We start from the raw sequence: 24,134 nt of genomic DNA on the forward strand, positions 1-24,134 counted from the left end.
AACCGAAAGGCACGTAATGTTGACCACTTCAACACGCACGACCACCAACGTCATCGTCTGGGTGGAGGGGCGCCATGAGCAGACCGATGCCATCGTGCAGCAGCTCTACCCTGACGGCATGGCAGCCGCGATCGCCGAGGGCCTTGAGAATCATTTCGATGGTCCGATCTCGATCCGCACGGCCTCGATCGACGAACCTGAACATGGGCTCAGCGAAAGTGCCCTCGCCAACGCGGATGTTGTGCTGTGGTGGGGCCACAAAGCTCATCATGAGGTGTCCGACGAAGTCGTCGCGAGGGTGAAAAGACACGTCCTCGGAGGAATGGGACTCATCGTGCTCCATTCTGGGCATTGGTCGAAGATCTTCATGTCGCTCATGGGCACGACGTGCACGCTCAAGTGGCGCAACGAAGCCGACCGAGAACTCGTATGGACGGTCGACCCCAGTCACCCCATCACTCAAGGAGTGCCGAGCCCCATCGTCCTTCCAGAGCAGGAAATGTATGGTGAGTTCTTCGACATCCCCACCCCGGATGAACTTGTCTTCATCAGTTCATTTTCGGGAGGCGAGGTGTTCCGCAGTGGGTGCACATTTCGCCGCGGGAAGGGGAGGATCTTCTTTTTCAGCCCCGGCGACCAGGCCTACCCTGTGTACTTTCACTCGAATGTCCGGCAGGTTCTCGCCAACGCGGTGAGGTGGGCGCGTCCCGATTCGCGCGAAAGGGACGTGCCGACGCTCGCCCGCTTCTCCGAGGGCTGGTTCGAGTCGCAGGTGGACGCGTGACGTCGTTGAAGCTGGACGAGCCCGGTAAATTCTCACCCGTGGTCGATGACGGCCCGCTACGACTCGTCGTCGCGGGCGCCGGCCCGATGGGAAAGCGGTGGATCGATGCGATTGCGCGCAACCGCGAAGTCGACCTCGTCGGAGTGGCAGATCTGGTCCCGGAAGTAGCAGAACGCGCGCTCACCGAACTCGGCGTGGAAGCACGCGTTGGCTCGGACGCAACGGAACTGGCCACGGAACTAGGAGCGCATGCGATTGTGGACGCTACCGTCCCAACTGCTCATCACGCTGTCACCTGGAAGGCACTGCGTGCACACATTCCGGTGCTCGGCGAGAAACCAGCGGCCGCGACCGCGGCGCAAGCTCTCTCGCTCGCCGCGACGGCGCGAGACAGCGGAACCCTGTTCGTCGTCAGCCAGTCGCGTCGCTATAACCGGAACGTGCACGCGCTCCGCGGGACCGCGCGTGCGGTCGGGGAGGTGGGCATCATCTCAGTCCAATTCTTCCGCGCACCGCACTTCGGCGGATTCAGGGAGTCGATGTCGCACCCGCTCCTGCTGGACATGGCAATCCATCCGTTCGACACCGCACGCTATCTCCTCGACGCCGAACCCGTCTCCGTGGTGTGCGAGGAGTTCAACCCGTCCTGGAGCTGGTACGCCGGCGACGCATCGGTCGTGGCCACGTTCACGATGTCGAACGGCGCACGGCTCGCCTATACCGCGAGCTGGTGTAGTCCGGGACTCGAGACGTCGTGGAACGGCGAGTGGCGGCTCAGCGGACAGCGTGGCACGACGCTCTGGGATGGCGAGGGAGCCCCTCGAATTCAATATGACGACGGGCCCGAGCAAGTGGCCGAAGTTCCCGACGTACCGGGCGAGAGCATCCACGGCTCCCTGATCGAATTCGTCCGAACCCTTCGAACCGGCAAGGCGACGCGCGGCGAGATCGGCGAAAACATCCAGAGCTTACTCATGGTCGAAGCCGCCGTCCGCGCGTCGGAGACGGGGGAGCGCGTGATCATCGCGGACCTGCTCAACGAGGCTCTGGCAGATGCCCTTCACGACGAGGCGGATGCGTCGACTCGCCAGGTCCTCGAGAATTGGTCCCGCAATGGTCTCCTCGCACGAGGAAAGGACTAAGTTCACTTCACGGCGCGGTGAGGCGCGCAAGCTGTTCCGCACTGAGGACCAAGTCAACGGCAGCCGCGCAATCGATGGCCTGCTCCGGTGTCGTTGCTCCTGGTATCGGTATTGTCGTGCCGCTCACCGTCAACTCCCACGCCAGCGCGACGCGCTGCGGGCTCACGCCCAGTTCCTCGGCAACCGACCGGAACGCGCGCGCAGCTTCGCCGAGAACAGCAGCCTGTCCGACGCCGCCAAGCGGTGCCCACAAGAGGTAGGCGAGGCCTCGGCTGTCCGCATACCGTAACTCCGCCTCATCAACACGTGCCAAAGGTGAGTACTGATTCTCGATCGACACCAGGTGCTCACCGAGAACCGACTGAGCGATCTCGATCTGCGCCACGGTGACGTTCGAAAGGCCCACCCTCCTCACCGTGCCGTTCGCGACGAGGTACGCCAGTGCATCGACTGAGGCACTGAAGTCGCGATCGGGATCCGGACGGTGGAAGTGGTAAAGGTCAATAGTGTCGACGCCGAGACGATGGCGGGACGCCCCTGCGGCATCGATGAGATGCGCTGGTGACCCGTCCCGAATCCACGGCCCTTCATCTCGGAAGATGAGTCCGCCTTTGGTTGCGACCAATACGTGCGAAGAGTCGCCGGAATACGATGCAAGTGCTTCGGCGATCAGCAACTCATTGTGCCCCTGGCCATCAGCCTCTGTCGTATAGGCGTCGGATGTATCGAGCAGGCTGATACCGGAGTCGAGCGCCGCGTGGATCGTCGCAACGGCCGTCTCTCGGTCTGGTCGACCCGCGACCGATAAGTTCTGCGTCCCGAGACCAATCGGCCCGACGAGGCGGTCGCCCACTTTCCGCTGCTTCATCGCGTAGTCCCGTTTAGCTCACGGGCCAGAAGAAGGAGAGCTCCATGATCGAGGTCGCCCCGCCCGGTGGCTTTGAGAGAGGCCACGATCTGACTCACAACCGCGAAGAGCGGCAGTGCGATTCCTGCGCTTCGCGCGGTGGATTCGACGATCGCAAGATCCTTGTCATGAAGCGCAATTCGAAACCCCGGCCTGAAGTCATCCGAGAGGAATGCCTTCTTCTTGCGCTCCAGCGCAGTCGAACCGGCCAGCCCTCCACCGATCGCCGTGAGAGCGGCTTCCACATCGACACCGGTCGCCTCGAGCAAGACGATCGCCTCGGCCAGAGCCTGAAGGTTCGCGGCGACGACAAGCTGATTCGCGGCTTTCGTCGCTTGTCCTGCTCCGGGGCCACCGACATGAGTGATAGTTGTCCCTAAAGACGTCAAGATCGGCCGGACCTGATCGAGTAGGCCAGCATCGCCACCAACCATGATGCTCAGAGTTCCATCGATCGCGGCGGCCTCGCCGCCGCTGACCGGGGCATCCAGCATTCCAACTGATGCGGGCGCAAGCGCAGCGTGGATCTGCCGCGCCATATCTGGCCGTATCGTGCTCATATCCACGACAATCGTGCCTCGGCGCAAATGGTCGATGAGGCCAGAATCAATCACGGCGTCGTGCACGTCCGGACTGTCGGGAAGCATCGTGATGACGACGTCGGATTGCTGAGCAAATTCGACAACTCCGTGTACCTCCATCGCCCCAGCCTCGGCGGCGCGTTCTCGCGACCTGTCGGAACGCGGCAGAGTCACCACCTCGACCCCTGCCTTGGTGAGGTTGGCGATCATCGGCGCACCCATCACGCCAGCACCAATGAACCCGATCCGTGGAAGCACACGTTCTCCAATCATGACGGCTGGGAATGTTGGCTTGAACATCCAGATTGGTTAGAGTGTATTGCAAATGCACTTGTATAACAATCAATACATTGGGGTCTCAATGACGACGACGTTGCGGGTGGTGATATGGGGGCATGGGTTCGCGCACGCGGCGCGCCCGTACGGTCGGCGATCCACGCACAAAGTCCATCCTCCAAAGATCACCGCGGCATCACGGCAACCCAGCGCGCCCTCGAGGCGATCGGACGTCACAAAGCGTTCGCCATGACTCAGATCGGGTGCGAAGACCCAATCCTCGTCGACTCGGAAGACACCGGGGCGGATAGAATTCTCGTGGCCCTCGAAACGCTCCAGTTTGTCAACGCCAACGCTTTCGAAGCACCTTCAGTCGCGTTAAACACCGCTTCAGCACGCGCCGGCGAAGCAAGTCGCTTTCGTCACAGGGCGGCCGTGTCCGGGTGGGCAAGCGTCGTGGTCGGCTGCCCGCGTGAGATATTCAATGATCAAATCTGGAGTGTGAGAAGGTAAGCAAATGGCAGCAGATTCAGGATTCATGCTGAGTACTGCATCGCTAACGGATGCACTGTATGACGCCGTACGCCGACGCATCGTCGAAGGCGACATCGCGCCGGGAGAGAAGGTCACCGAGGCACGCCTGGCGGCCGAGTACAACGTGGCTCGTCCGACAGCACGCGCAGGATTGGAACGTCTCGCCGCCACAGGCCTCCTGACTCGATCGGCCCACAAGACAGCAACCGTGCCAACGCTGAATGGGGCTGACGTTGTCGATATCTTCGTGGGTCGTCAGGCGGTCGAATCCTGCGCCGTCAGTCTCCTGGCGGGTTCGAACATGGCACCCCGTGCCGCATTGCGGGCTCATGCGGACTTGGAGGCAGCCGTGGAACGCTCCGACTTCTCCGATCAGGTGACTGCCGACATGCGTTTTCACCGGTCTCTCGTCGCCGATTCCGGCAGCACCCGCCTGGCAAGAATGCACGAACTCATTATGGGTGAAGTGGAATTGACGATGGGGCAGTATCTCGCCCATCGAACGAGCCCCTCGGAGACGATCGTGAGCGAACACGACCAGATCCTCGCTGCGATCGCCACAGGAGACTCTGCAGCAGCGCAAGCGGCATTGCTCGCGCATTTGGAGCGCGCGAAGACACGACTCTTGGATCGAATCGAGTCGACGACGGGCCCCTCAACGTAGCGAGGCTGATGCGGTGAGGTAGAGCCAGCGCCCGCTCCTCACGTTACCCGTCGCTCGTGGACCTGATTGCGCTGAATCGCCTGCACACACATGTGACGTAGGCCGGTACCCCACCCCCATACCGGCTATCGCAGACCGGCGTCGTGGACGTGGCGCGCAAGCTGCACCCGGTTCGCCGCTCCGAATTTCGTGAACAGGTTGCCGACGTGGGTCTTCACTGTCGCGACGCCGATGAACAACTCCGCGGAGATCTCGCTGTTGGACAGGCCGCGTGCAACCGCCGCGGCCACCTCGCGCTCGCGCTCGGTCAGCGACGCGACGACCTCGCGCACGCCGTCGTTCGGGACGTGGGCGTTATTCGTCGCGGCGGCGATGAGCTGGGTCGTCACGCTCGGCGAGAGCATCGGCTCGCCCCGCGCGACCCGATGCACCGCGTCGACCAGGTCGGCCGGGGGCGTGTCCTTGAGGAGGAAGCCGGCGGCGCCGTCCCGGAGCGCGTTCAGCACCATGTCGTCGGTGTCGAACGTCGTCAGCACGATGACGCGCGTCGGATACCCCGCCGCCACGATCTCGCGCACCGCGGCGAGGCCGTCCATGATCGGCATCCGGATGTCCATGAGCGCGACGTGCGGTGTGTGGCGGGCGACGAGCTCGACGCCCGCGCGACCGTCCGGAGCCTCGCCGACGACCTCAATCCCCGAGCCGCCGCCGAGCATCATCGTGAGGCCGGCGCGCACCAGCGGATCGTCGTCCACCAGCACGACGCGCGTGACGTCAGTCATCGGTCTCCCCTTCCCATGGCAGCCAGGCTCTCACGGCGAAGCCGTGCTTGCCGTCCGGGCCGTAGTCGATCGTGCCGCCCGCGAGGTCCACCCGCTCGGCCAGGCCTGCGAGCCCCAGCCCCGACCCGTCTGCGACAACGGGGCGCACGCCAGGCGCGGCAGAGCCGTTCGTCACCTCGATCGCGAGCAGACCTCCGGGTCGCCCATCGACGCGCACGCGGACCGGCGCGCCGGGTGCATGCTTGCGCGCGTTCGTGAGCGCCTCCTGCACGAGGCGGAACGCCGTGCGGGAGACGAGGTCGGGCGGGTCGCCCTCCGCGAGCGAGCCTTCGAGGTCGACGTCGACGCCGGCCTCGCGCACCTCGGCGATCAGGGCCGGAAGCACCTCGAGCGTGGGCTGCGGCGGCTCAACGCCCGACCCATCGGGCCGCAGCACGCCGAGCACCTGTCGCAGTTCGGCGAGCGCGCGTCGGGCGTTGTCCTGGACGAGTCTCGCCGCGGACGCGGTCTCCTCCCGCGAGAGATCGTCACGATAGGCAAGGCCGCCGGCGTGCATCGCAACGAGCGAGATTCGATGTGCGAGGACGTCGTGCATCTCGCGTGCGATCCGCGTGCGCTCTCCCGCCTGCGCCGCGTGGACCTCGAGCGCCCGCTCGCGCTCCGCCTTGACGGCGCGCTCGTGCAGGGAGGCCAGCAGCGCGCGGCGCGCGCCGATGAACAGCCCGAACCCCGCCGGAACGAGGAAGGTGATGATCGCGCCGACGAACATCAGGATGTCGGGCGTCGGACCGAACGCCTGGGAGGGGAAGAGCACGTAGAAGGTCATCAGCGCCGCGACGAAGACGACGCCGTTGATCACGATCGGGCCCCACCGGCGATGCGTCGCGTTGGAGACTGCCGCCAGCATCGCCGGCCCGGATCCCGTCGCCGACGAGATGCTGCTCAATGCGGCGATGATCGTCGCGATCGTCGCCGGCGCCCGCCGCCGCAGCGGGAGGAGAGCGATTGCCAGTACGCAGACCAGCGCGTCGACGCCCGCCATCAGCAGAACGATCGCCATCTCGGGAACGTCCTCGGCGTTGACGGTGAGCGCACCGACTTCCGCGACCAGGATCAGGGATCCGTACATCATGGCATGGCCGAACACGGCCATCAGCACGACGAGCAGATAGCGCCACACGCGCGACCAGGCACGCAGGCGGGTGCCTGTCGCGTACTCGAATCGTGGATCCGCTGTCGTCACGCGTCGAGCCTACTGAGGTGGTGCGCGCGTCTCCTCCGCCTCGAGGCTCGAACCGCTCCGCCCATCGGTGGAGACGAACCAGCCTGCCGCGCGATGTGGCCGGGGGTCGTTCCGCGGGAACGTGGAGACATGATCGAAGCGAATCAACTCACCAAGAGGTATGGAAACACCGTCGCCGTCGACAACGTGTCGTTCACGGCGAAGCCCTACCGGGTCACGGGATTCCTCGGGCCGAACGGCGCGGGCAAGTCCACCACGATGCGCATGCTCGTGGGTCTCGCCCGACCGGACTCGGGCGAAGCCCGGATCCTCGGGGTGCCGTTCGTCGACGTCCCCAATCCCGGTCGCCATGTCGGCGTGCTGCTCGACGCGTCCGCCATGCACAATGGCCGCACCGGCCACGAGACGCTGACGCTCGCGGCGATGACGATGGGCCTCGGGCGCGGTGCCGTCGACCGCGCCCTCGACCGCGTCGGGCTGTCGCAGAAGGAGGCGAAGCGTCGTACCGGCGGCTACTCGCTCGGCATGCGTCAGCGGCTGGGCATCGCGCAAGCGCTGCTCGCAGACCCGGCCGTGCTGATCCTCGACGAGCCAGCCAACGGTCTGGATCCGTCCGGCATCCGCTGGATGCGCGACATCGTGCGCGACTTCGCGAGCGAAGGCGGAACCGTCCTGCTGTCTTCGCACCAACTGGCGGAGGTCGATCAGACGGCCGACGACATCGTGATCATGGGCCACGGCCGCGTGATCACGCAGGGGTCGCACCAGGAGCTCACCGCCGACGGATCACTCGAGGACCTGTTCTTCACCGCCACGGCGGGAACCGACCGCGCGGAGAGTGCCGCATGAGCACCATGACCACGACACACACACCGGCTCTCGAGGGGACCCGCCCGTCGTTCGCGCGCCTCGTGCGCGTCGAGCTGCGCAAGATGGTCGACACGCGTGCCGGGCTGTGGATCCTGATCTCGATCGCCATCATCACGGCGGGCGCGTCGGCCCTGCCTCTCTGGATCCTTCCCGCGGAGGGACTCACCTGGTCCGCGCTGATCGACTTCGCCTCGGCGGGGTGGGCGCTCCTGCTGCCGTTCCTCGGCGTCCTCGCAGCGACGAGCGAGTGGTCGCAGCGCACGGGGCTGAGCACCTTCACGCTCGAACCGCGACGCACGCTCGTCAACATCGCGAAGCTCGTCGCGTCGCTGATTCTCGGTCTCGGGATGCTCGTGGCGACCTTCGGCGCCGCGGCGATCGCGAATCTCGTCGGCATCGCGGCGTTCGACGGCGGCGGGTCCTGGTCGCTGTCACTCGGATCCGCCCTCGGGTACGTCGGCGGCATGGCGATCTACGTCACGATGGGCGTCGGTCTCGGCCTCGCCCTGCTGAGCACCCCGCTCGCGATCGTCACGTTCATCATCGCCCCGGTGCTGCTGAGCGTGCTCGTCCTCGTGCCGGCGCTCAGCGACGTCATCCCGTGGATCGATCTGTCAACGGCGAGCATGCCGCTGCTTGCCGGGACGTTGGCCGGTGAGGAGTGGGCGCGCCTCGCGACGGCGACGGCGCTGTGGTGCGGCGTGCCGCTCGCCCTCGGCCTCTGGCGCACCGCGCGGCGCGAGGTCGCGTAAGCGGCAGGCGTGGCGGCGATGTGGGGCGGGTTCGCGAGTGCGGATCCGCCCCGCGTCCGTTCGCGAGTGAGGTTCTGGGGTTGACCCCGAATTCCGGACACTGACCAGGCGGGTTCTGCGTGTTCGCGGGCTTGTCGGGGAGGTCGTCCGTGATGGGCACGAGCAAGAGGAAGACGTATACGCCGGAGTATCGGCGTGAGGCTGCGCGTTTGGTGATCGATACTGGTCGCACGATCGCGGCGGTCGCGCGGGAGATCGGCGTCGGTAAGCAGTTGCTGGGCTGGTGGGTCCAGCAAGAATGTGCCCGCGCCGGGGATGGGTTGACGCGCGGCTGGATCTGGATGAGCGGTCGGAGCTGGAACGGTTGCGCCGCGAGGTGCAGGAACTGCGGATGGACAACGAGTTCCTGGGGAAAAACGGCCGCCTTCTTCGCATCGAAGAAGAAGCTGCGTCTTCCGCCGGACCGTCGTGCGTTTGGGAGGCCATTTGGCGCCGATATCGAGGCGAACGCACGGCATCACGCGGATTCGCCGCGGCGCAGAGAAAGAATGGCCTGCCGAACGCACGGGCGCTCACCCGGGCCATCCCGTTCTGCTGGCGCGAGCGTCAGTCACCCGTCTCCGACGGTGGTGTTCGAGCTATCAGGGCGGGTGCGGCCGCTCGATAGCGTGGGCGGCACCACTGATCTGTCGAGGAGACCCACCATGACCGATGTCGTTCATGACGCCCGGGCGCGCGCAGAGCGCACCGCACGAATTCGCCAACTAGGGCAGAATCTGAGCCCCGACATGGTGGTGGGCACGCAGAAAATTTGCGCCGAAGCGCTGCCGACGGCCCCCTTTGATGACGTCGCAATTGTGCGCGACATCGCATACGGCTTGCACGAGCGCCACGTTCTCGATGTGTACTCACCGGCACCCCCGGCCTCGCCTGGTGGACGGCCAGTGGTTGTGTTTGTGCACGGCGGCGGATTCGTCGCGGGCAACAAGGGAAGCGATGATTCCCCGTTCGGCACGAACATCGGGGTGTGGGCTGTGCGCCATGGCCTGGTCGCGGTCGGAATCAACTACCGACTCGCCCCCGAGGCGTCGTGGCCCGACGGCGCGGATGACATCGCGGCGGCGCTGGAATGGGTACGCGATGAAATCGGATCGTTCGGCGGCTCCGCCGACTCAGCGTTTTTGATCGGGCAGTCGGCCGGTGCCATGCACGTGGCCGACTACCTCGGTCGGGCGTCTCGCGTTGCCCCGCCACTCGAGCTCGTGGGGGCGGCGCTGATTTCGTGCCTGTACGACGTCGGCTCGGCCGCAGACCTTCCCATGCACCGCGCCTACTGGGGCGATGAGTTGAGCCGATGGGCCGACATGGGGTCGCTCTCGACGGTCATCGAAACGACCACTCCGCTGTTTCTCGCCGTTGCGGAGTTCGATGAGCCGCAGTTTCTCGCGCACGCGCTCACAATGGCTCAGCAGTGGACCGACACTCACGGCACCTTCGCGCCGCTGCATCTCGTGCCGGGCGAGAATCACCTCTCGACGGTGTACCGGCTCGGTTCGACGGATGACATTCTCGGACCCCCCCTGCTGACATTCATCAGCGAAGCGCTGGCGATCAGTCCAAGCCGATAAGCGACGTCGTCTCCACGGCGAACTCGTGCGTTGCGCCCAGATACTTCTCCTGCACCTGTTCGCGAGACGAGTCGGGAATCGTCGCGATAACGCGAGTGTCGGGGGCGACCTCGACTTCGACGCGGTACGCGTCACCGAGGTAGCTTGACGCACGCACGACTCCTCGGAATGTGACGCACGACGAAGGCGCCAGCTCTTGGGCAAACCGCACGTCAGCACTCCGGAATGCGATGGATCCGTGCCGCCGGAGCGTTGACTGTGACACATCGCCCGCGAGTTCTCCACCGCCCACGAGAGCGATGCGCTCTTCTGAACTGTTCGCGGTGTCGACCTCGAAGATGTTGTCAAAGCCTACGAAGTCGGCGACCCAGGGTGAGACCGGCTTTGCGAAGATCTCGTGCGGACTGCCTGCCTGCTCGACGCGCCCCTGATTGAGCACGACGATGTAGTCGGAAATCGCGAGCGCCTCTTCTTGGTCGTGCGTGACGTACACCGAGCTGTAGCCGAGTGCGTCATGCAGGCGACGGATTTCGGTGCGCATGCTCAATCGCAACTTGGCATCGAGGTTGGAGAGAGGCTCATCGAACAGAAGAAGGCCCTGTGCCGAAACGAGCCCTCGGGCGAGAGCCACTCGCTGTTGCTGGCCGCCCGACAATTCGTGCGGGTAGCGGTGCTCGTATCCGACGAGCCCTACCGTGCTCAGCGCATCCCGCGCCTTGCCCTCTGCGTCGGCGCGGCCGGTGCCGCGCAGACGCAGAGGGTAGGCAACGTTCGCCATGACACTCTTGTTGGGCCAGAGTGCATAGCTTTGAAACACCATGCCCAGGTGACGCTTGTTCGGGGCGGTGTAGTGACCGGCCTTCACGTCAACGAACACGTCGTCGCCGAAGGTGATGCGCCCGGCATCCGGCACCTCGAGTCCTGCCAAGCAGCGCAGGGTTGTCGTCTTTCCGCACCCGCTCGGCCCGAGCAGGGTCGTGAACGACCCCGGCTGCAGGTTGAGGCTGATGCCTTCGACGGCGACGCTGCCGCCCGGAAAGTGCTTGGCGAGACCTTCGATGCTGAGCGCATGCATGTTGTTTGCTCCGGAGAAGTGGTCGTTGACAGCGATGGACTAGTTTTTGAACGCCTGCTCGATGAGTGGCAGCAGGCGGCTACGTGACTCGTCGATGACGGTGTGGTCGACGATTTCGGTCGCTCCGCTCTCGGTGATCGAGGTCCACGGTGCGGCCGGGTCGGCGGCGCGTTCGTCGAGAGGCATGAAGCCGACCTCAGCGAGCAGTTCTTGCGCGCTGAGCAGGTTCATGAACTCTATGTAGAGCTTGGCGGTGTTTGGGTTCGGTGCGCCCTGCAGCAGCACGTGCTTGTGCGAGATGAGCGGGTTGTACTCCGAGAAGACGCGGAACTCGACCGGGGCGCCGGCATCCGCTGCCTTCACGACGGCCGATACAGGAGCTCCGAACATGAACGGGAACTCGCCCTGCATGAGGCCACCGATCGCCTGACCGTAATCGCCCTTGAGGCTGGCGTTTGCGCCGAGACCTGTGAGGTCTTCTTCGGTCAGCCCACCGCTGTTGAGCAGGTAGAGAAGCGCGGCCTGCTGCGGGCCGGGGATGGTGGGGTCACCCATGCCGATCAGCCCTGTGAATCGCGGGTCTGAGAGGTCGGCGAACGACTCGGGTGGCGCACCGGCTTCGCTCGACCGCGGCAAGAAGGTGCCCAACCCGAAATACCCGAGGAAGGGCACATTGAACCGGTGCTCGGGGTCGATGATCGAGTCGGCAGAGCCCGCGAGTGCCTCCGGCACCTCGAGCGTCTGCACTTCGTACGGCTCGCCGAAGTCGCCCGCCGCGTTCTCGTTGACGTAGAGCTGCGCGTCGGGGTTGTGCAGGATGTCAGCGACGTGATTGTTGGATGCATTTTCGGTCGAGAGCGCTTGCACGAGCGGGGCGCCAATCAGGCCCTCGGCGGTGACCGAGACGCCCGGGAAGGTTTCTTCAAAGAGGGCGTAGACCTCGACGAGGTCGTCTGGGGTGCCGGAGTAGATGGTGAGGCCACCCTCGTCCTGTGCGGCTTCATACAGTTCGGTCAGGTATGCGGCCTGCTCTTCGGTGATGCCTTCGGCCGCGGCATCGACGATGTAGTCGGTGTCATCGGGGGTGCTGGTGTCGCTGGGTGCGTCTGTCGTGCCCGCGCATCCAGAGATGACGAGGGCGGCACCGAGTAAGAGCGCTGCGGTAGACAGTTTCTTGGATTTCATGTGAATTACTACTCCATCGGGGTGGCCGGGTGGTTATCGGGTGTGGGTGGATGTCTGACCTCGAGGAGCCGCGGGTGCAAGCGCGCTCTTCGAGTCGTGCGGGGGAAGGGCGACGCGGGTGGCGCCGGTCCAGTCGCGGTCGACGTCTGCTGAGGGGAGTCGCCGGGGGAGGCGCGCGCGGGTGAGGAGGCGCTTGGCGATCTCGACGAGAAGGGTGATGACGAGGATCTCGACGACGAACAGCACGAAGATGGCGGCGGCGGTTACCACGTTGGCTGACGTGTAGAGGTCGTACACCTTGACCGCGAGCAGGGTCTGCCCACGGGGGCTAAGCAGCAGCGGGACGGCGAGCGAGCCCGAAACGACGACGAAGCAGAGCAACCAGCCGTTGAGGGCGCTCGGAAGCAACAGGCGGAAGACGACGCCCACCAGGGCGCGACCGCGAGATGATCCCGAGACGCGAGCGGCTTCTTCGAGTTCTTCAGGTATCTGCGCGAGGGCGCCGGCGACTGCGCGGCTCGCGAGCGGAACGATGGCGATAAAGAGAGCGACCATCAGCAGCCAGTACGTGCCGTATGCGCTCGCGAGCGGGGTGAACAGCACCACGGTGATGAGTCCGATACCCAGCAGCAGACCGGGCACGATCATCGGTGCGACCTGGCTGGTGTCGATCACCGTCGCGAGGGGGCCGCGGCGCATCCGCGTGGCCCACCCGAAGACGATCACGGCGACGACGGCGATGGCGGCGGCGGCCGCAGCGACGCTCGCCGTGTAAGCGAGGATGCCGATAATTGCCGGGTCGCCGAGCACAGTGGCGAAGTTGTCGAGGGTGAACACTCCCTGAGCGCCGAAGTACGGGGCAAGCGAGGTCAACACGAGCTGCAGTGTCGGCATGATGACGACGACGAGGGAGAACACGATGATGGTGATCGCGATCGGCATCCGCCATGCGCCAAGCTTCCAGAGCGCGGTGCGTGCGCCCTTGCCGCTCACCGTGGTGAAGCGCCGTCGCCCGTGGAGTCTTCGTTCGACGATGAGCAGCGCGATCAAAATCAGCAGGAGGATGACGGCGACGCTGCTCGCTTGCCCGTAGAGAGGCCTCGTGGAGTCATACAGATATGTGAAGACTTCAGTGGGCAACACGTAGATGCCCGCGGGAACCCCGAGCACAACCGGAACGTCGAACGCTTCGATCGATGCCACCGTGGCGATGATGAGCACGCTCGTGAGTGTCGGCAGAAGCAAAGGCAGCTGCGTGCCGAAGAAGGTGCGGATGGCGCCGGCGCCGCTCACGCGCGCTGCCTCTTCGAGGGAGCGATCCATCTGGCTGAATGGCCCGAGCAGCAGCAGGTACATAAACCCCGTGCCGCGGAAGATCGACACGAGAATGAGACCCAACCACGATTCGACGTTGAGGGGACCCGAACCCCACGGCTCACCGCCGCGCAAAATCACGTTGAGGATGCCGACCGTGCTGTTGCCGAGCAGGCCCCACGCCACGGCATAGAACATCGGCGGGGTTGCCACCAGAATCGCCATCGTGATGGTGACGACCCACTTGAGGGGCGAGTCGGTGCGGGTCACGAGCACCGCGAAGAAGGTCGCGATGATCATGCTGGGGATGACGCTGGCGACCGTGAGCAACACGGAGTTGCCGAGAGCGACCCAGGTGTCGGAATCGGAGAAGACCTGAGTGATGGGTTCGAGTGACCATTCACCGTTGAACGGGGTGGTGCGAAAGGCGCTGATGACAACGGCGATGACGGGCGAGGCGAAGAGCGCAAGGGCAACGATCGCGATCGCGATCTGAATGTTGCGCACGGGGTAGAGCGCCCACTGGCGCCGCCACCAGTTCGCCTGATGCGAAGGTGGGGGTGCAGAAGTGCGGGTCATCGCTTCCTCTCCATTGAGGTGTGAACTCGGCGATCGCGACGTGCCGGAGGTATCGTGCGGGATCGGGGTGTGGTCAGTATGACTGCGGCGGGCGGCGGCTTCGCTGGTGTCTCGCACCAAGGGGCCGCGAGTCGTTGTGTCTGCGCACCAGTCGAGAGTTCACCCGGCGTCAGCGAAGGTGATCACGGGTTTGACCGTGCGGCCGGATGCCATATCGGCGAACGCCTCATTGATGTTTGCCAGCGGATAGGTGGTGATCAGGCGGTCGATGGGATAGTCCCCCGCCTCGTACGCGGCGACCAGGTCGGCGAGAAAGACGAGTCCGGTCGCGTCGCCGCCCATGATGCCGCGAAGCTGCGCGCCCTTGACGAGCATCGGGCCGAGATCGATGTCGATGTGCGCGCCCATCCCTGCGACGAATCCGCACACGCCGCGGATGGCGAGCGCATCGACGGCTGACGCGATGAGCGCGGGGACACCGGTCGTATCAAGGGCGCGATCGGTGCCTCCACGAGTGAGGTCTTTCAGTGCCGTGGCGATGTCGGACGCCTCGTCTGTGTTGAGGGTGGACGTCGCGCCGAGTGTCTTGGCGAGCTCGAGGCGCTCGGGATGCCGATCGATGGCGATGATCGACCGCATCCCCGCCATCCGTGCGGCCATGATCGCAGCTAGACCCACTGTCCCTACACCGAAGACCGTGAAGGAGTGCGCCGGACGCACATCGAGGGCGAGAAGGGCCGATGCTGCCCCGGTGCTGACGCCGCACGCGAGTGCGGCGAGCTCGTGCCACGGGGCATCCGTTGTCACCTTGAGAACGTTGCGCTCTGTGACCAATGCGTAGCGCGAGAAGGAGGACTGACCGAAGAAGCCCGCCCGCACGGGCGCACCATCGCGGTGCGCTTTCGTGGAGCCATCTTCGCGCGTGCCGGCAAAGATGAGTGCGCGCGACTTCTCGCAGTAAGTCGTGAAGCCGGTACGGCACTGGTCGCAGCGCCCGCAGAAGTCGGGCGCGAGAATCACACGGTCGCCGGGGGCGACGCTGGTGATGAGCGAGCCCACCGCCACCACGACACCCGCTCCTTCGTGCCCCAGCACGACCGGCATCTGGACCCCCAGGCGTCCCGCCGCGGCCGACATGTCGGTGTGGCAGATGCCGGTGGCGCGCACATCGACGAGTATTTCGTCATCGCGCGGGTCGTCGAGCGTGATGTCTGCAATCTGAAGGGGTTGACCCGGTTCGACGGCGATGGCAGCTGAGGTCAGCATGCGCGGGCTCCTTCCGGTGAGCGATGGTCACCGGAAGGCATCGGCGCCCATCGGTTGAGATGGTGGTGGAGTTCCGACACTCGATCACTGTCGTCGACACCCGAGGTCGCGCCGGTTTCTGCGCGCCGCCCACAGTGACGGGGCGCAGGTCGCTGCATGAGAGTGTGCGGGTGACACACATTCCCAGCGCAATGGTGCGCCCGCAGTGGCGCGATGCAACCGCCTACATCAACGGCATCTCTCGCGACGAGGGCGCGTATGTGCCCGTGCTTGATCCGGCATCCGGCCAGCAAGTCGGTCGTGTTCAGTTGGGCGATGCGGATGCCGCCGACGACGCCGTCGCGGCGGCCGTCGCCGCTTTTCCCGCATGGCGAGACCTCTCCCCGGCGGAGCGCGGTCAGCAGCTTCGCCACGCCATCACGGTGGCCGAGAAGGAGGTCGGTGAGCTCGCCGCGACCGTCAGCTTCGAGGTCGGAAAGATCCGACACGAGGCGTTCGGCGATGTCGCGGGGTCGCTCGCGCTGCTTCGCGGCTTCATCCGGCTTGTCGACGAGGAATCTGGGCGCGAGGACTACACGGGCGAAGACGGCACGTCGGGGGCGACTCTCGTGCGAATCCGTCACGTGCCGGTGGGCCCCGTGAGCGTGATCGGGCCGTGGAACACACCCCTCTTCTTAACGTTCAATGGTGTGGCGCCCGCGCTCGCGTCGGGCTGCACCGTGGTCGTGAAGCCGCCCGTCGAGGCACCGTTGGCGCTCACCGCACTCGTGCGCATTCTCGCCGCTGAATTGCCACCCGGCGTGCTCAACATCGTGCCCGGACGGGGTGCCGTCGTGGGGCAGAGACTTGCAGAGCATCCCGACGTGCGCGCCGTCATCTTCACCGGTGGCACCGCGACAGGCCGCTCGATTGCCGCTGCCGCGTCGAGCACGGTCAAGAAGGTGGCGCTCGAACTTGGCGGCAACGACCCCGCGATCGTTCTCGAATCCGCGACTGTCACGCCGCAGCTGATAAGCGAACTCATCGCCGGCGCGTTCTCGATGACCGGTCAGATCTGCTTCAACATCAAGCGACTGTATGTGCACCGCGACCGCTACGACGAGGTCGTGGTGGGTTTGCGCGACGTGCTCTCGCGAGTCGTTGTGGGCGACCCCAACGACGAAGCCACACATATCGGCCCGCTCACCACCCGTGACGGGTATGAGAACGCACTGCGCCTGCTTGCCGCCGCACGGGATGCCGGAGCGCGAGTCGAAGAGCTCGGCACTCGCGGCGCGACCGCCCGGTGGGAAGACGGGTTCTACGTGCGCCCCACCCTCGTCACCGACATCGCCGCCGATCACGAGCTGGTGCTCGACGAGCAGTTCGCGCCGATCTTGCCGATCATTGCGTTTGACGACGATGACGACGCCGTGCGAGAGGCCAACCGCACGGAGTTCGGACTGGCGTCGAGCATCTGGTCAGACGACCTCAGGCACGCCGAGGCTGTGGCGCGCCGCATTGAGGCCGGGAGCACCTTCATCAACGCGCACCGCCTCGGCGCTTCGGTGCCGCGTACACCATTCGGCGGGGTGAAGCAGTCGGGGCTCGGGCGCACGCACGGCCTGTACTCACTGCACCACTGCACGCAGGAGCACGCGATTGTCGGGTTTGAGGATGCCGCTCGGACGCTACCGGGCTTGGACCGCTGGATGCAGCTCGCCCAGAAAGAAACCACGGTCAAGGGAGATCAGAAATGAGTACTGAAAGCTCAACCGCGCGCGCGTACCGCCGGATTGCCACCGAAGAGGCCTACGCGCCGCAAGAACTCATCGATGAATATCTGCGTCTGTTGAAGACGGACAACGTCGAGATCGGCTTTCGATCACTCATGGGCTACTTCTTGCAGTCGTCCCACCCGCAACCCCAGCAGGTCGTGTCGCGTCTCGCCGATCTCGGCGAGCGACGCATCGCCGACATGGATGCTGCGGGCATCGACCACCAGATTCTCTCGCTCACCTCGCCCGGCACTCAGGTGCTGTCGGTGGATGCCGCCCGCGACTTTGCGAGACTCGCGAATGACCGCATCGCAGAGGCGGTGCGGGCACATCCCACGCGCTACTCGGGCCTTGCCGCCGTCGGATTCGAAGACGCGCCGTCGGCCGTTGAAGAGCTCGAACGCGCTGTGACAACGCTTGGCCTGAAGGGCCTCATCGCGAACTCGCATATCAAGGGCACCTACCTCGATGCGCCGCAGTACCTGCCGATTCTGCAGGCGGCCGCCGATCTTGATGTGCCGGTGTACCTGCATCCTCAGACGCTTCCTGATGCGGCGATCTCGCCGTATGTCGAGGCTGGTCTCGACGGTGCCGTGTGGGGTTTCGCCGCTGAGACCGGCCTGCACCTGCTGCGCATGATCACGAGCGGCCTGTTCGATCGCGTGCCGAATCTGCGTGTCGTGGTGGGGCACCTGGGTGAGGGGTTGCCGTACTTCTTGTCGCGTATTGATCACATGCATCAGAAGCAGGTGGCATCCGGTCGCTATGAGGCGATCAAGCCTCTGCAGCAGAAGCCGAGTGAGTACCTGCGCACGCACATCTGGTTGACGACGAGTGGGATGCCGTGGGAGCCCGCGATTACCTTTGCGCGCTCGGTGCTCGGCAACGACCGGGTGATGTATGCGATGGATTACCCGTACCAGTACGAGCTGGACGAGGTGGCGCAGATGGATGCGCTGTCGTACAGCGAGCAGGAGCGGTACGAGTTCTTCCAGGGGATCGCGGAGCGGGTGTTCAAGCTGCCGCGATTGTAGCCCCCGCGGCTGTAGGCGGCGACAAACGCCCCGACCGTGCGGTCGGTGAATCGGCCTGAATTTCGTTCCGTTTTCAAGCAACGATGGAACTCGATGAACAGGAAGTATTCGCCGGAGATGCGTGAGCGGGCGTTGCGGATGCTCGTGGAGGCGCGGCCCGAGCATCCGAGCATGATGAGCGCAGTCCGGCACGTCGCGGGTGTGCTGGGGATGAGTCCGGAGACGTTACGGTTATGGCAGCTGGGGCTCCCCTGATCCATGCGGACCTGCAGGTTGCCGGGGTGGCGATCGCACGTAAGACCGTCGCGAAACTCATGCAGGCAGACGGGATCACCGGAATCAGTCCGGCCACCTGGCACCCATAGACATCGATCCACGCCGCCCGCCGCGGCGCCTACGTCTGGATCGACGGCTGGTACAACGCCCAGAGGCGCCACTCCGCGATCGGCTACCGCAGCCCGCTATCGTACGAACGACGCCAGCTCACGCTGGCAGCCGGACCAACCAACCACCTGTCCGGGAAACGAGGTCAGCCTCACCCCGAGCGGTGTCGAGATTCACTTCACTGAGTTCGGCGGCAGCGGGGTGGAGCTTCACCGCCCCTGAGCCCCCGGCGCAGCACCCGCTGAAGGATCAGAGGTGCTGCACCCCGCCTCACACGTTGTGCGCGAAGCTGCCGTGGAATGTGAAGTGCGGTGCGAAGGGGATCTTCGCCCGTGCGATGGGGCCGGCAGCCAGGTCGGTCGCATCGAGGATCAAAAGCTCGCCGCGGTTGGTGTGATAGTGATTGACCACCGTCACGATGAACCCGTCGCCCTCGGCTGCGTCGGCCGATCTCGGCACAAAAATCGGCTCGTGCGCGAGTGACGGGGGAGCCATGGGGAACGTCGCGATCTCACGCGTGGCCCAGTCGATGCGGGAGATCCCCTCGGCACTCTTGAAGAACCCGTAGCGGTACTTCTCCATCGCGAAGCGGTCATCGATGCGGGGCATCTCGCCCACTGCACCCTCGATGGGCTCGACGGTGGGTTCGTCACCGTCTGCGCCCAGGTCAAAGGTGAGGCGAGTGATGAGACCGAAGCTTTCGTCGACCGGGGTCGGGTTGCCGTCCACTCCGGTGAAGAAGGGGAATGGGTTTCCGGGCGAGACGGGAGCATCTACGATGACGGTCGATCCCTCGGTGTACGCGTTCATGATGTGACCAACAACGACGTCGGGGGCGCGGAACCAACGGATGTCGGCGACGGTTCCAGAGCGCGGCATGATGCCCCACATCGACGGCAACTCGGGATCGTAGGCGTAGAAATCTCCGCCCGCCTTCGCGCGCTCGATGTCAACCGTCAGCGGTTGGATGTCGAAGATGACGTGCTCGCGAGTGACGGCGAAGTCGTGCATAAGGCCCGGATACGGAGCCTGGAATTGCTCTTCGCGGATCAGGTTGCCATCGGCATCCGCCACGATCAGCGCCACCTCGCCATCGAAACGGCGGTCGGCGAAGAGGCCGAACGCCCACCACTCACCGGTGACGGGGTCGATCTTGGTGTGTGCCGAGAGGGCCTTGCTCTTGAGTTTGCCGTCGAAGTCGAACTTCTCGAGCGTCTCAAGGGTGTCCGGGTCGATCTCGTACGGGTGCGAGTCTTCACGCAACGCGAAGAGTCTGCCGTTGAACCACTGCGCGAACGTGTTGCCGGTGTTGTCGCGGTCGGCGATCTGCGGGGCGTCGGGCTCGTCGGTGTAAGGGTTGCGGTATTCGTTGTAAAGGCGGCGGCGCGCAGCGCGCTGGGTGAGGTAGCGCTCGGTCTTGACGTACCGCGAACGGAAGTCGACGTGCCCGTCTTCGATGCGGAACTTGAGCATCAGCCCGTCGCCGTTGATGATGTTGTCGTCGTCGCCAAGCACCGGATACAGGGTGTCGCCACCAAGACGGTAGAGCGTGCCGTTGAGCTCGGCCGGCACGATGCCCTCGATCTCGCAGTCGTAGACATCCGCTTCCAACCGCACGGTCGGGAGGCTCTTGCCGTAAAAGCTCGGAATCGGGTGGAAGGCGGCTTGCCGGTACGAAGCCGAGGCAGTGCGATCGGTCATCAGTGGGTACTCCTCATCGTTGAGTGCGGTTGTCAAGCGAGCGGGTTCGAGCGCGTGTCACGCCGTGCGATGCACGTCGCTCGCGGGCGGCATCGTGTACTTCGGGCGGCCCTTGAGGTGCAGTTCCCCCTGCCAGGGCACCTGGTCGAGCGAGGTCCACGCGTTCACGGTCAGCGACTGGAACAGCCACCGGCCGTCGCGCTTGGTCACGTGATCGGTGCGAGTGCCGATGCCGAAAACAAAGTTCGTGCCGTAGTCGACGTTGAACTGCAGAATCTGAAAGAAGCACCGCACCTTCGCCTCGCCAGGCTGATCGAGGGGATCCATGATGAAGTGATCCATCAGGTGCTGGCGTCCGTACCACCAGTGCTGGCGGTCGTTCCACAGCGAACGCAGGTTCTCGCGGATCGCATCGTGACCCTGCACGCGCCCCTGCCAGAGGTGCTCAAACCAACCGTCGTCGGCGAACGCCGACAGCGCCATCTCTTCATCGGCGAGATCGATGCCCCACGCGTACCGCGCGTAGAGCTCCATGATCTCAAGGCGGTCTTCTGCGGTCAGCTTCCAATCGGCGGTCATTGCTTCACTCCAAATCGGTCGTTCTGAATATCGGCGGGCGTGCCGTGGTTGGTCATGAGCGCCTTGCGCCGCAGAAACCGCAGGATCGCGTCGGGCCCGGTGCGCGCGCCGCCGATCCCCGAGTTGCCGAACGCATTCGTGCCGACCGTGCGCATCTTGCCGAACGTGAGAAACGTGTCTTGCAAGAAGAGTGACCCTGCATTGATCTGTCGCCCAATCGCGAGAGCTTCGCTCTCGTCGCCCGCGATGACGGATGCCGTCAACCCAAAGTCGGTGTCGTTTGCGAGCGCGATGGCCTCGTCGATGTCGCTGTAAGCCATGACCGGGATCGTCGGCCCGAACGTCTCATCGCGCATGATCAGCATGTCGTGAGTGACGTCGACCAGGATCGTCGGTCGCAGGTATAGGCCCCCGCCGAGCGTTTCGATCTGACCGGCCTCAACGATGCGCGCCCCCCGCGCCACCGCGTCATCGAGGTGGCGCTGCACGACCTCGGCCTGGCGTTCGAAGATGAACGGGCCGAGGTGGCCGACCTTGACATCCTCGTCGTTAAGCGCGACTGCGCGCGCCTTCTCGGCGAGCAGCGCTACGAACTCGTCATGGATGCTCTCATGCACGTAGACGCGCTCGATCGAGTAACAGACCTGGCCGGTGGCGTAGACGCCGCCGCGGAGCACGGCCATCACAGCACGGTCGAGGTCTGCTGACGCCGTGACGATTGCGGGATCTTTGCCGCCCAGTTCGAGATACGCCGGAATCAGGCGTTCGGCGCACGCTACGGCGACCTTGCGGCCGGTCGGGACGCTCCCGGTAAAGCAGACCATGTCGACGTGCTCAATCAGCGTCGCACCGACCGGCCCATCGCCCTCGACGTAATCAAAGACGGCCGCCAGCTCGGGCACCGCGCGCACCGACGCGAACAGCGGCTCCAAGAATCGAGGTGTGACCTCCGAGGGCTTCAGCAGCACGGCCGAGCCCGCGAACAAGGCGGGAATCGCATCGAGAAGAGCGAGCATCATCGGCGCATTCCACGGCGAGATCACTCCGACGAGCGAGTAAGGCACAAGCTGCGTGCGCACCTCGACGTCGGGCATGGATGCCGAATGCCGGTGCACGGATGCGCGATTCAGCGCCTCTTCGGCATCCTGCACCCAGCCGTCGATGTTGGTCATCGTGATGTACCCCTGTGACCACGAGGTGGAGACACCACCCGTATCAGCGGCATCACGCTCGCCGATCTCAACCGCACGTTGAGCGACCTCGCCCAACCACCGGCGCATCACGGCGACGCGCCCGGCAATGCCGAGGGCCTCCCACGCGGGCTGCTGCGCGCGAAGCGCTGCGGCCTTGGCTGCGACCTCATCGGGCGTGGCCACCGTGATCGTTGTGTCGGGCGTACCCGTGCGGGGGTTTCGTACCGGAAGCGTTCGTGCGCTCACCATCGCACCCGTCTCCTCGTCGTTGAAGTGTGTGCCGTCGAGCGCGTTCGGAGCCCGACGGCACTGAGTGAACCAGCCGCGACTTCGGGGTGTCACGGTGCCCACGACATGACTTTCTCGATGCTCATGTCGCGGGCGACAGTGGGCAGAGATCACTATGGGCAAAGGCTTAGACTGTCCACGCCACCGGTACGAAGACGAACGGGATGGAGCACACATGCAGTGGCTGACGCGATTACAGCCCCGTGGCGGTGAGTGGTCGTACGATCAGCTACACGAACTCAGCGCCAGCACTCCCGTCTTGCTTGCGCAAGCGTTCGAGACGCTCGGTCGGCAAGCGACCGCGTGGGCGGTGGAAGCGAGCAGTCACGCGTCAACCAGCTTCTTCGAGCGGGAGCGTGTGCGCGGTCTCCCCGCATCGACGACAGGCCGTGCCCGGCAGGCCACCGAACGAGCACTCATGACGATGCTGATGTCGATGCGCGAGGGAAAGTCGGCATTCCGATCGGGGTTGCCGGAGGAATTCGTCGACATCATCCGCGCGGATGTGCGCCATGGCATCCCCCTCGACGCCCTCATGAACCGGGTGTGGAGCGTGCATTCGATGGCTAAAGACATCCTCGTTGAGTCGCTGCGAGAGGTGGTGGAGCCGACCGAGTTTCCGCAGGTCATGCGAAGCGTCGGAGACGCCGCGTTCGATTTCGCCAACGACTTCGTGCGGCATGTGTCGACCGCATACGACGCCGAGCAGCGTGCATGGCGCGGACGGCGCGGTGAGGAACAGTTTCAGATCGCCGAAGCCGTGGCGTTGGGATCTGACGCGGCTTCGGACTCGGACGGGGTGCTTCCCGCGCACTGGAGCGGCTGGCATGTCTATGCCGTGAGTTGGATCGAAGACCCTGGGTTCGCCAAGAAGTACGATACCGAGCTTGCCGAGTTCACCGCCGCTGTTGCGACCATGCTCGATGCATCGAACGTGTTTATCTTCGAGCGCGACGGATTCACGCACCTGTGGTGGAACGTCGAGGCGAGAGCGTCGAAGCCCGAGGTTCAGGCGATCCTCGGAGTCGAGCGGCCCGACTGGCTGCGGCTCGCGGTCGGGCCCGCCGCCCGCGGCGTCGAAGGCTTTCGTGACACTTACGGGGCGGCGGTGCAGGTCGCCGACATTCGTGCGTACAACACGGTCGACACGGTCTTTTTCTCTGACGAGGTCGGACACCTCCTGCTGATGCTCGCCGACCACGGACGTGCAGCTCGGTTTGTGCGCCGCGAACTCGGGGGCCTCGCATCGACCGAACCTCGCGTCGTCGAGATTCGTGAGACCGTGCGGCTGTACCTCAGCAGCGGCAACAGTCGCCTCGCGGTGGCTAACGCGCTGCACCTTGCCCCCAATACGATCGCCTACCGGGTGGGTCAGGCGAACGAACTCCTGCCGCAACCCGTGAGTGAGCGGCCAACCACGATCCTTCTTGCGCTCCAACTGCTTTACCTCGTGCCGAATCTGATCGCGGAGGCAGGCGAGTAGGTCACTTTCCGAGGCCGCGGGGGTCATAACTGGCGTGCGTTGACCCCGAGTAGGCCTTTCCACGCCCCGGCGGTGTGGGGTCTGATGCAGGAACTGTCACCTGTTCCTGCATCAGACCCTTTATCGTTCCGGC

At 64.9% G+C, this 24,134-nt stretch carries 20 protein-coding genes and 1 pseudogene; 10 read left to right on the forward strand and 11 right to left on the reverse strand.

Annotated elements, in window-relative coordinates:
- Positions 1–16 precede the first annotated feature (16 nt).
- Complete coding sequence (locus tag IEW87_RS01755; RefSeq protein ID WP_188710604.1) at positions 17–784, forward strand: ThuA domain-containing protein; 768 nt, start codon at positions 17–19, stop codon at positions 782–784.
- Entirely contained in the window at positions 781–1,926 is a 1,146-nt protein-coding gene (locus tag IEW87_RS01760; protein ID WP_229730837.1) for a Gfo/Idh/MocA family protein, read from the forward strand. Before IEW87_RS01755 ends, IEW87_RS01760 begins: the two co-directional genes overlap by 4 nt.
- Positions 1,927–1,933: 7 nt before the next feature.
- On the opposite strand, the gene IEW87_RS01765 is transcribed toward IEW87_RS01760, so the two are convergent.
- Both IEW87_RS01765 and IEW87_RS01770 read right to left on the reverse strand, forming a co-directional pair.
- Positions 1,934–2,794, reverse strand: a complete 861-nt coding sequence (locus tag IEW87_RS01765) for an aldo/keto reductase (protein WP_188710605.1) — start codon at positions 2,792–2,794, stop codon at positions 1,934–1,936.
- Entirely contained in the window at positions 2,791–3,714 is a 924-nt protein-coding gene (locus IEW87_RS01770; protein WP_229730839.1) for an NAD(P)-dependent oxidoreductase, read from the reverse strand. Before IEW87_RS01770 ends, IEW87_RS01765 begins: the two co-directional genes overlap by 4 nt.
- A 493-nt stretch (positions 3,715–4,207) precedes the next feature.
- Between IEW87_RS01770 and IEW87_RS01775 the strand changes: the two genes are divergently transcribed.
- Positions 4,208–4,888, forward strand: a complete 681-nt coding sequence (locus tag IEW87_RS01775; RefSeq protein WP_188710606.1) for a GntR family transcriptional regulator — start codon at positions 4,208–4,210, stop codon at positions 4,886–4,888.
- 125 nt (positions 4,889–5,013) lie between these two features.
- Here the strand turns inward: IEW87_RS01775 and IEW87_RS01780 are convergent, their stop codons facing one another.
- Together IEW87_RS01780 and IEW87_RS01785 are read right to left on the reverse strand one after the other, a co-directional pair.
- Positions 5,014–5,670, reverse strand: a complete 657-nt coding sequence (locus IEW87_RS01780) for a response regulator (RefSeq protein WP_188710607.1) — start codon at positions 5,668–5,670, stop codon at positions 5,014–5,016.
- Entirely contained in the window at positions 5,663–6,913 is a 1,251-nt protein-coding gene (locus IEW87_RS01785) for a sensor histidine kinase (RefSeq protein ID WP_229730841.1), read from the reverse strand. The genes IEW87_RS01780 and IEW87_RS01785 overlap by 8 nt, the downstream gene beginning before the upstream one ends.
- Positions 6,914–7,042: 129 nt before the next feature.
- Here IEW87_RS01785 and IEW87_RS01790 point away from each other — a divergent pair, with 129 nt between their 5' ends.
- The 4 genes and pseudogenes from IEW87_RS01790 (at position 7,043) to IEW87_RS01810 (ending at position 10,163) form a co-directional block, all read left to right on the forward strand.
- Positions 7,043–7,762, forward strand: coding sequence for an ABC transporter ATP-binding protein (locus IEW87_RS01790; protein WP_188710608.1), 720 nt, complete (start codon positions 7,043–7,045; stop codon positions 7,760–7,762).
- On the forward strand, positions 7,759–8,535 hold the full coding sequence (locus IEW87_RS01795; RefSeq protein WP_188710609.1) for an ABC transporter permease: 777 nt from the start codon (positions 7,759–7,761) through the stop codon (positions 8,533–8,535). The genes IEW87_RS01790 and IEW87_RS01795 overlap by 4 nt, the downstream gene beginning before the upstream one ends.
- Before the next feature lie 152 nt (positions 8,536–8,687).
- Positions 8,688–8,974 (forward strand): annotated as a pseudogene (locus IEW87_RS14975) (transposase); the annotation flags it as partial.
- Between the two features lie 109 nt (positions 8,975–9,083).
- Positions 9,084–10,163, forward strand: coding sequence for an alpha/beta hydrolase (locus IEW87_RS01810; RefSeq protein WP_373285081.1), 1,080 nt, complete (start codon positions 9,084–9,086; stop codon positions 10,161–10,163).
- Here the strand turns inward: IEW87_RS01810 and IEW87_RS01815 are convergent.
- The 4 genes from IEW87_RS01815 to IEW87_RS01830 form a co-directional block, all read right to left on the reverse strand.
- Positions 10,147–11,238 carry an ABC transporter ATP-binding protein gene (locus IEW87_RS01815; protein ID WP_188710611.1) on the reverse strand — a complete coding sequence of 364 codons (1,092 nt, stop codon included), beginning with the start codon at positions 11,236–11,238 and terminating at the stop codon, positions 10,147–10,149. The two genes, IEW87_RS01810 and IEW87_RS01815, sit on opposite strands and share 17 nt — an antisense overlap.
- A 39-nt stretch (positions 11,239–11,277) precedes the next feature.
- Positions 11,278–12,423, reverse strand: a complete 1,146-nt coding sequence (locus tag IEW87_RS01820; RefSeq protein ID WP_188710612.1) for an ABC transporter substrate-binding protein — start codon at positions 12,421–12,423, stop codon at positions 11,278–11,280.
- 33 nt (positions 12,424–12,456) lie between these two features.
- A complete protein-coding gene (locus IEW87_RS01825; protein ID WP_188710613.1) occupies positions 12,457–14,316 on the reverse strand; it encodes an ABC transporter permease in 1,860 nt (619 codons plus the stop codon).
- Positions 14,317–14,475: 159 nt separating this feature from the next.
- Entirely contained in the window at positions 14,476–15,582 is a 1,107-nt protein-coding gene (locus IEW87_RS01830) for an NAD(P)-dependent alcohol dehydrogenase (RefSeq protein WP_188710614.1), read from the reverse strand.
- 170 nt (positions 15,583–15,752) lie between these two features.
- Here IEW87_RS01830 and IEW87_RS01835 point away from each other — a divergent pair, with 170 nt between their 5' ends.
- On the forward strand, positions 15,753–17,321 hold the full coding sequence (locus IEW87_RS01835) for an aldehyde dehydrogenase family protein (RefSeq protein WP_188710615.1): 1,569 nt from the start codon (positions 15,753–15,755) through the stop codon (positions 17,319–17,321).
- Complete coding sequence (locus IEW87_RS01840; RefSeq protein ID WP_188710616.1) at positions 17,318–18,373, forward strand: amidohydrolase family protein; 1,056 nt, start codon at positions 17,318–17,320, stop codon at positions 18,371–18,373. Before IEW87_RS01835 ends, IEW87_RS01840 begins: the two co-directional genes overlap by 4 nt.
- A gap of 654 nt (positions 18,374–19,027) precedes the next feature.
- Here the strand turns inward: IEW87_RS01840 and IEW87_RS01845 are convergent.
- The 3 genes from IEW87_RS01845 to IEW87_RS01855 are packed head-to-tail and all read right to left on the reverse strand — an operon-like array spanning position 19,028 to position 22,581.
- The gene (locus IEW87_RS01845) at positions 19,028–20,458 is read right to left on the reverse strand and encodes a carotenoid oxygenase family protein (RefSeq protein ID WP_188710617.1); all 1,431 of its coding nucleotides are present in this window, start codon (positions 20,456–20,458) and stop codon (positions 19,028–19,030) included.
- A 57-nt stretch (positions 20,459–20,515) separates the two neighbouring features.
- Positions 20,516–21,037: a nuclear transport factor 2 family protein gene (locus tag IEW87_RS01850; protein ID WP_188710618.1), complete on the reverse strand. Its 522-nt coding sequence runs from the start codon at positions 21,035–21,037 to the stop codon at positions 20,516–20,518.
- Complete coding sequence (locus IEW87_RS01855; protein ID WP_229730843.1) at positions 21,034–22,581, reverse strand: aldehyde dehydrogenase family protein; 1,548 nt, start codon at positions 22,579–22,581, stop codon at positions 21,034–21,036. Before IEW87_RS01855 ends, IEW87_RS01850 begins: the two co-directional genes overlap by 4 nt.
- Before the next feature lie 112 nt (positions 22,582–22,693).
- Between IEW87_RS01855 and IEW87_RS01860 the strand changes: the two genes are divergently transcribed.
- On the forward strand, positions 22,694–24,001 hold the full coding sequence (locus IEW87_RS01860) for an RsbRD N-terminal domain-containing protein (RefSeq protein WP_505712080.1): 1,308 nt from the start codon (positions 22,694–22,696) through the stop codon (positions 23,999–24,001).
- The last annotated feature ends 133 nt before the right edge of the window (positions 24,002–24,134 follow it).

Source organism: Microbacterium faecale (assembly GCF_014640975.1).
Classification (GTDB): Bacteria; Actinomycetota; Actinomycetes; order Actinomycetales; family Microbacteriaceae; genus Microbacterium; species Microbacterium faecale.

Bases quoted from the DNA above. Each gene is read 5' to 3' on its own strand.
- IEW87_RS01755 (WP_188710604.1), top strand. From the start codon at position 17: ATGTTGACCACTTCAACACGCACGACCACCAACGTCATCGTCTGGGTG.
- IEW87_RS01765 (WP_188710605.1), bottom strand. From the start codon at position 2,794: ATGAAGCAGCGGAAAGTGGGCGACCGCCTCGTCGGGCCGATTGGTCTC.
- IEW87_RS01770 (WP_229730839.1), bottom strand. From the start codon at position 3,714: ATGTTCAAGCCAACATTCCCAGCCGTCATGATTGGAGAACGTGTGCTT.
- IEW87_RS01775 (WP_188710606.1), top strand. From the start codon at position 4,208: ATGGCAGCAGATTCAGGATTCATGCTGAGTACTGCATCGCTAACGGAT.
- IEW87_RS01780 (WP_188710607.1), bottom strand. From the start codon at position 5,670: ATGACTGACGTCACGCGCGTCGTGCTGGTGGACGACGATCCGCTGGTG.
- IEW87_RS01790 (WP_188710608.1), top strand. From the start codon at position 7,043: ATGATCGAAGCGAATCAACTCACCAAGAGGTATGGAAACACCGTCGCC.
- IEW87_RS01795 (WP_188710609.1), top strand. From the start codon at position 7,759: ATGAGCACCATGACCACGACACACACACCGGCTCTCGAGGGGACCCGC.
- IEW87_RS01810 (WP_373285081.1), top strand. From the start codon at position 9,084: ATGGCCTGCCGAACGCACGGGCGCTCACCCGGGCCATCCCGTTCTGCT.
- IEW87_RS01815 (WP_188710611.1), bottom strand. From the start codon at position 11,238: ATGCATGCGCTCAGCATCGAAGGTCTCGCCAAGCACTTTCCGGGCGGC.
- IEW87_RS01820 (WP_188710612.1), bottom strand. From the start codon at position 12,423: ATGAAATCCAAGAAACTGTCTACCGCAGCGCTCTTACTCGGTGCCGCC.
- IEW87_RS01825 (WP_188710613.1), bottom strand. From the start codon at position 14,316: ATGACCCGCACTTCTGCACCCCCACCTTCGCATCAGGCGAACTGGTGG.
- IEW87_RS01830 (WP_188710614.1), bottom strand. From the start codon at position 15,582: ATGCTGACCTCAGCTGCCATCGCCGTCGAACCGGGTCAACCCCTTCAG.
- IEW87_RS01840 (WP_188710616.1), top strand. From the start codon at position 17,318: ATGAGTACTGAAAGCTCAACCGCGCGCGCGTACCGCCGGATTGCCACC.
- IEW87_RS01845 (WP_188710617.1), bottom strand. From the start codon at position 20,458: ATGACCGATCGCACTGCCTCGGCTTCGTACCGGCAAGCCGCCTTCCAC.
- IEW87_RS01850 (WP_188710618.1), bottom strand. From the start codon at position 21,037: ATGACCGCCGATTGGAAGCTGACCGCAGAAGACCGCCTTGAGATCATG.
- IEW87_RS01860 (WP_505712080.1), top strand. From the start codon at position 22,694: ATGCAGTGGCTGACGCGATTACAGCCCCGTGGCGGTGAGTGGTCGTAC.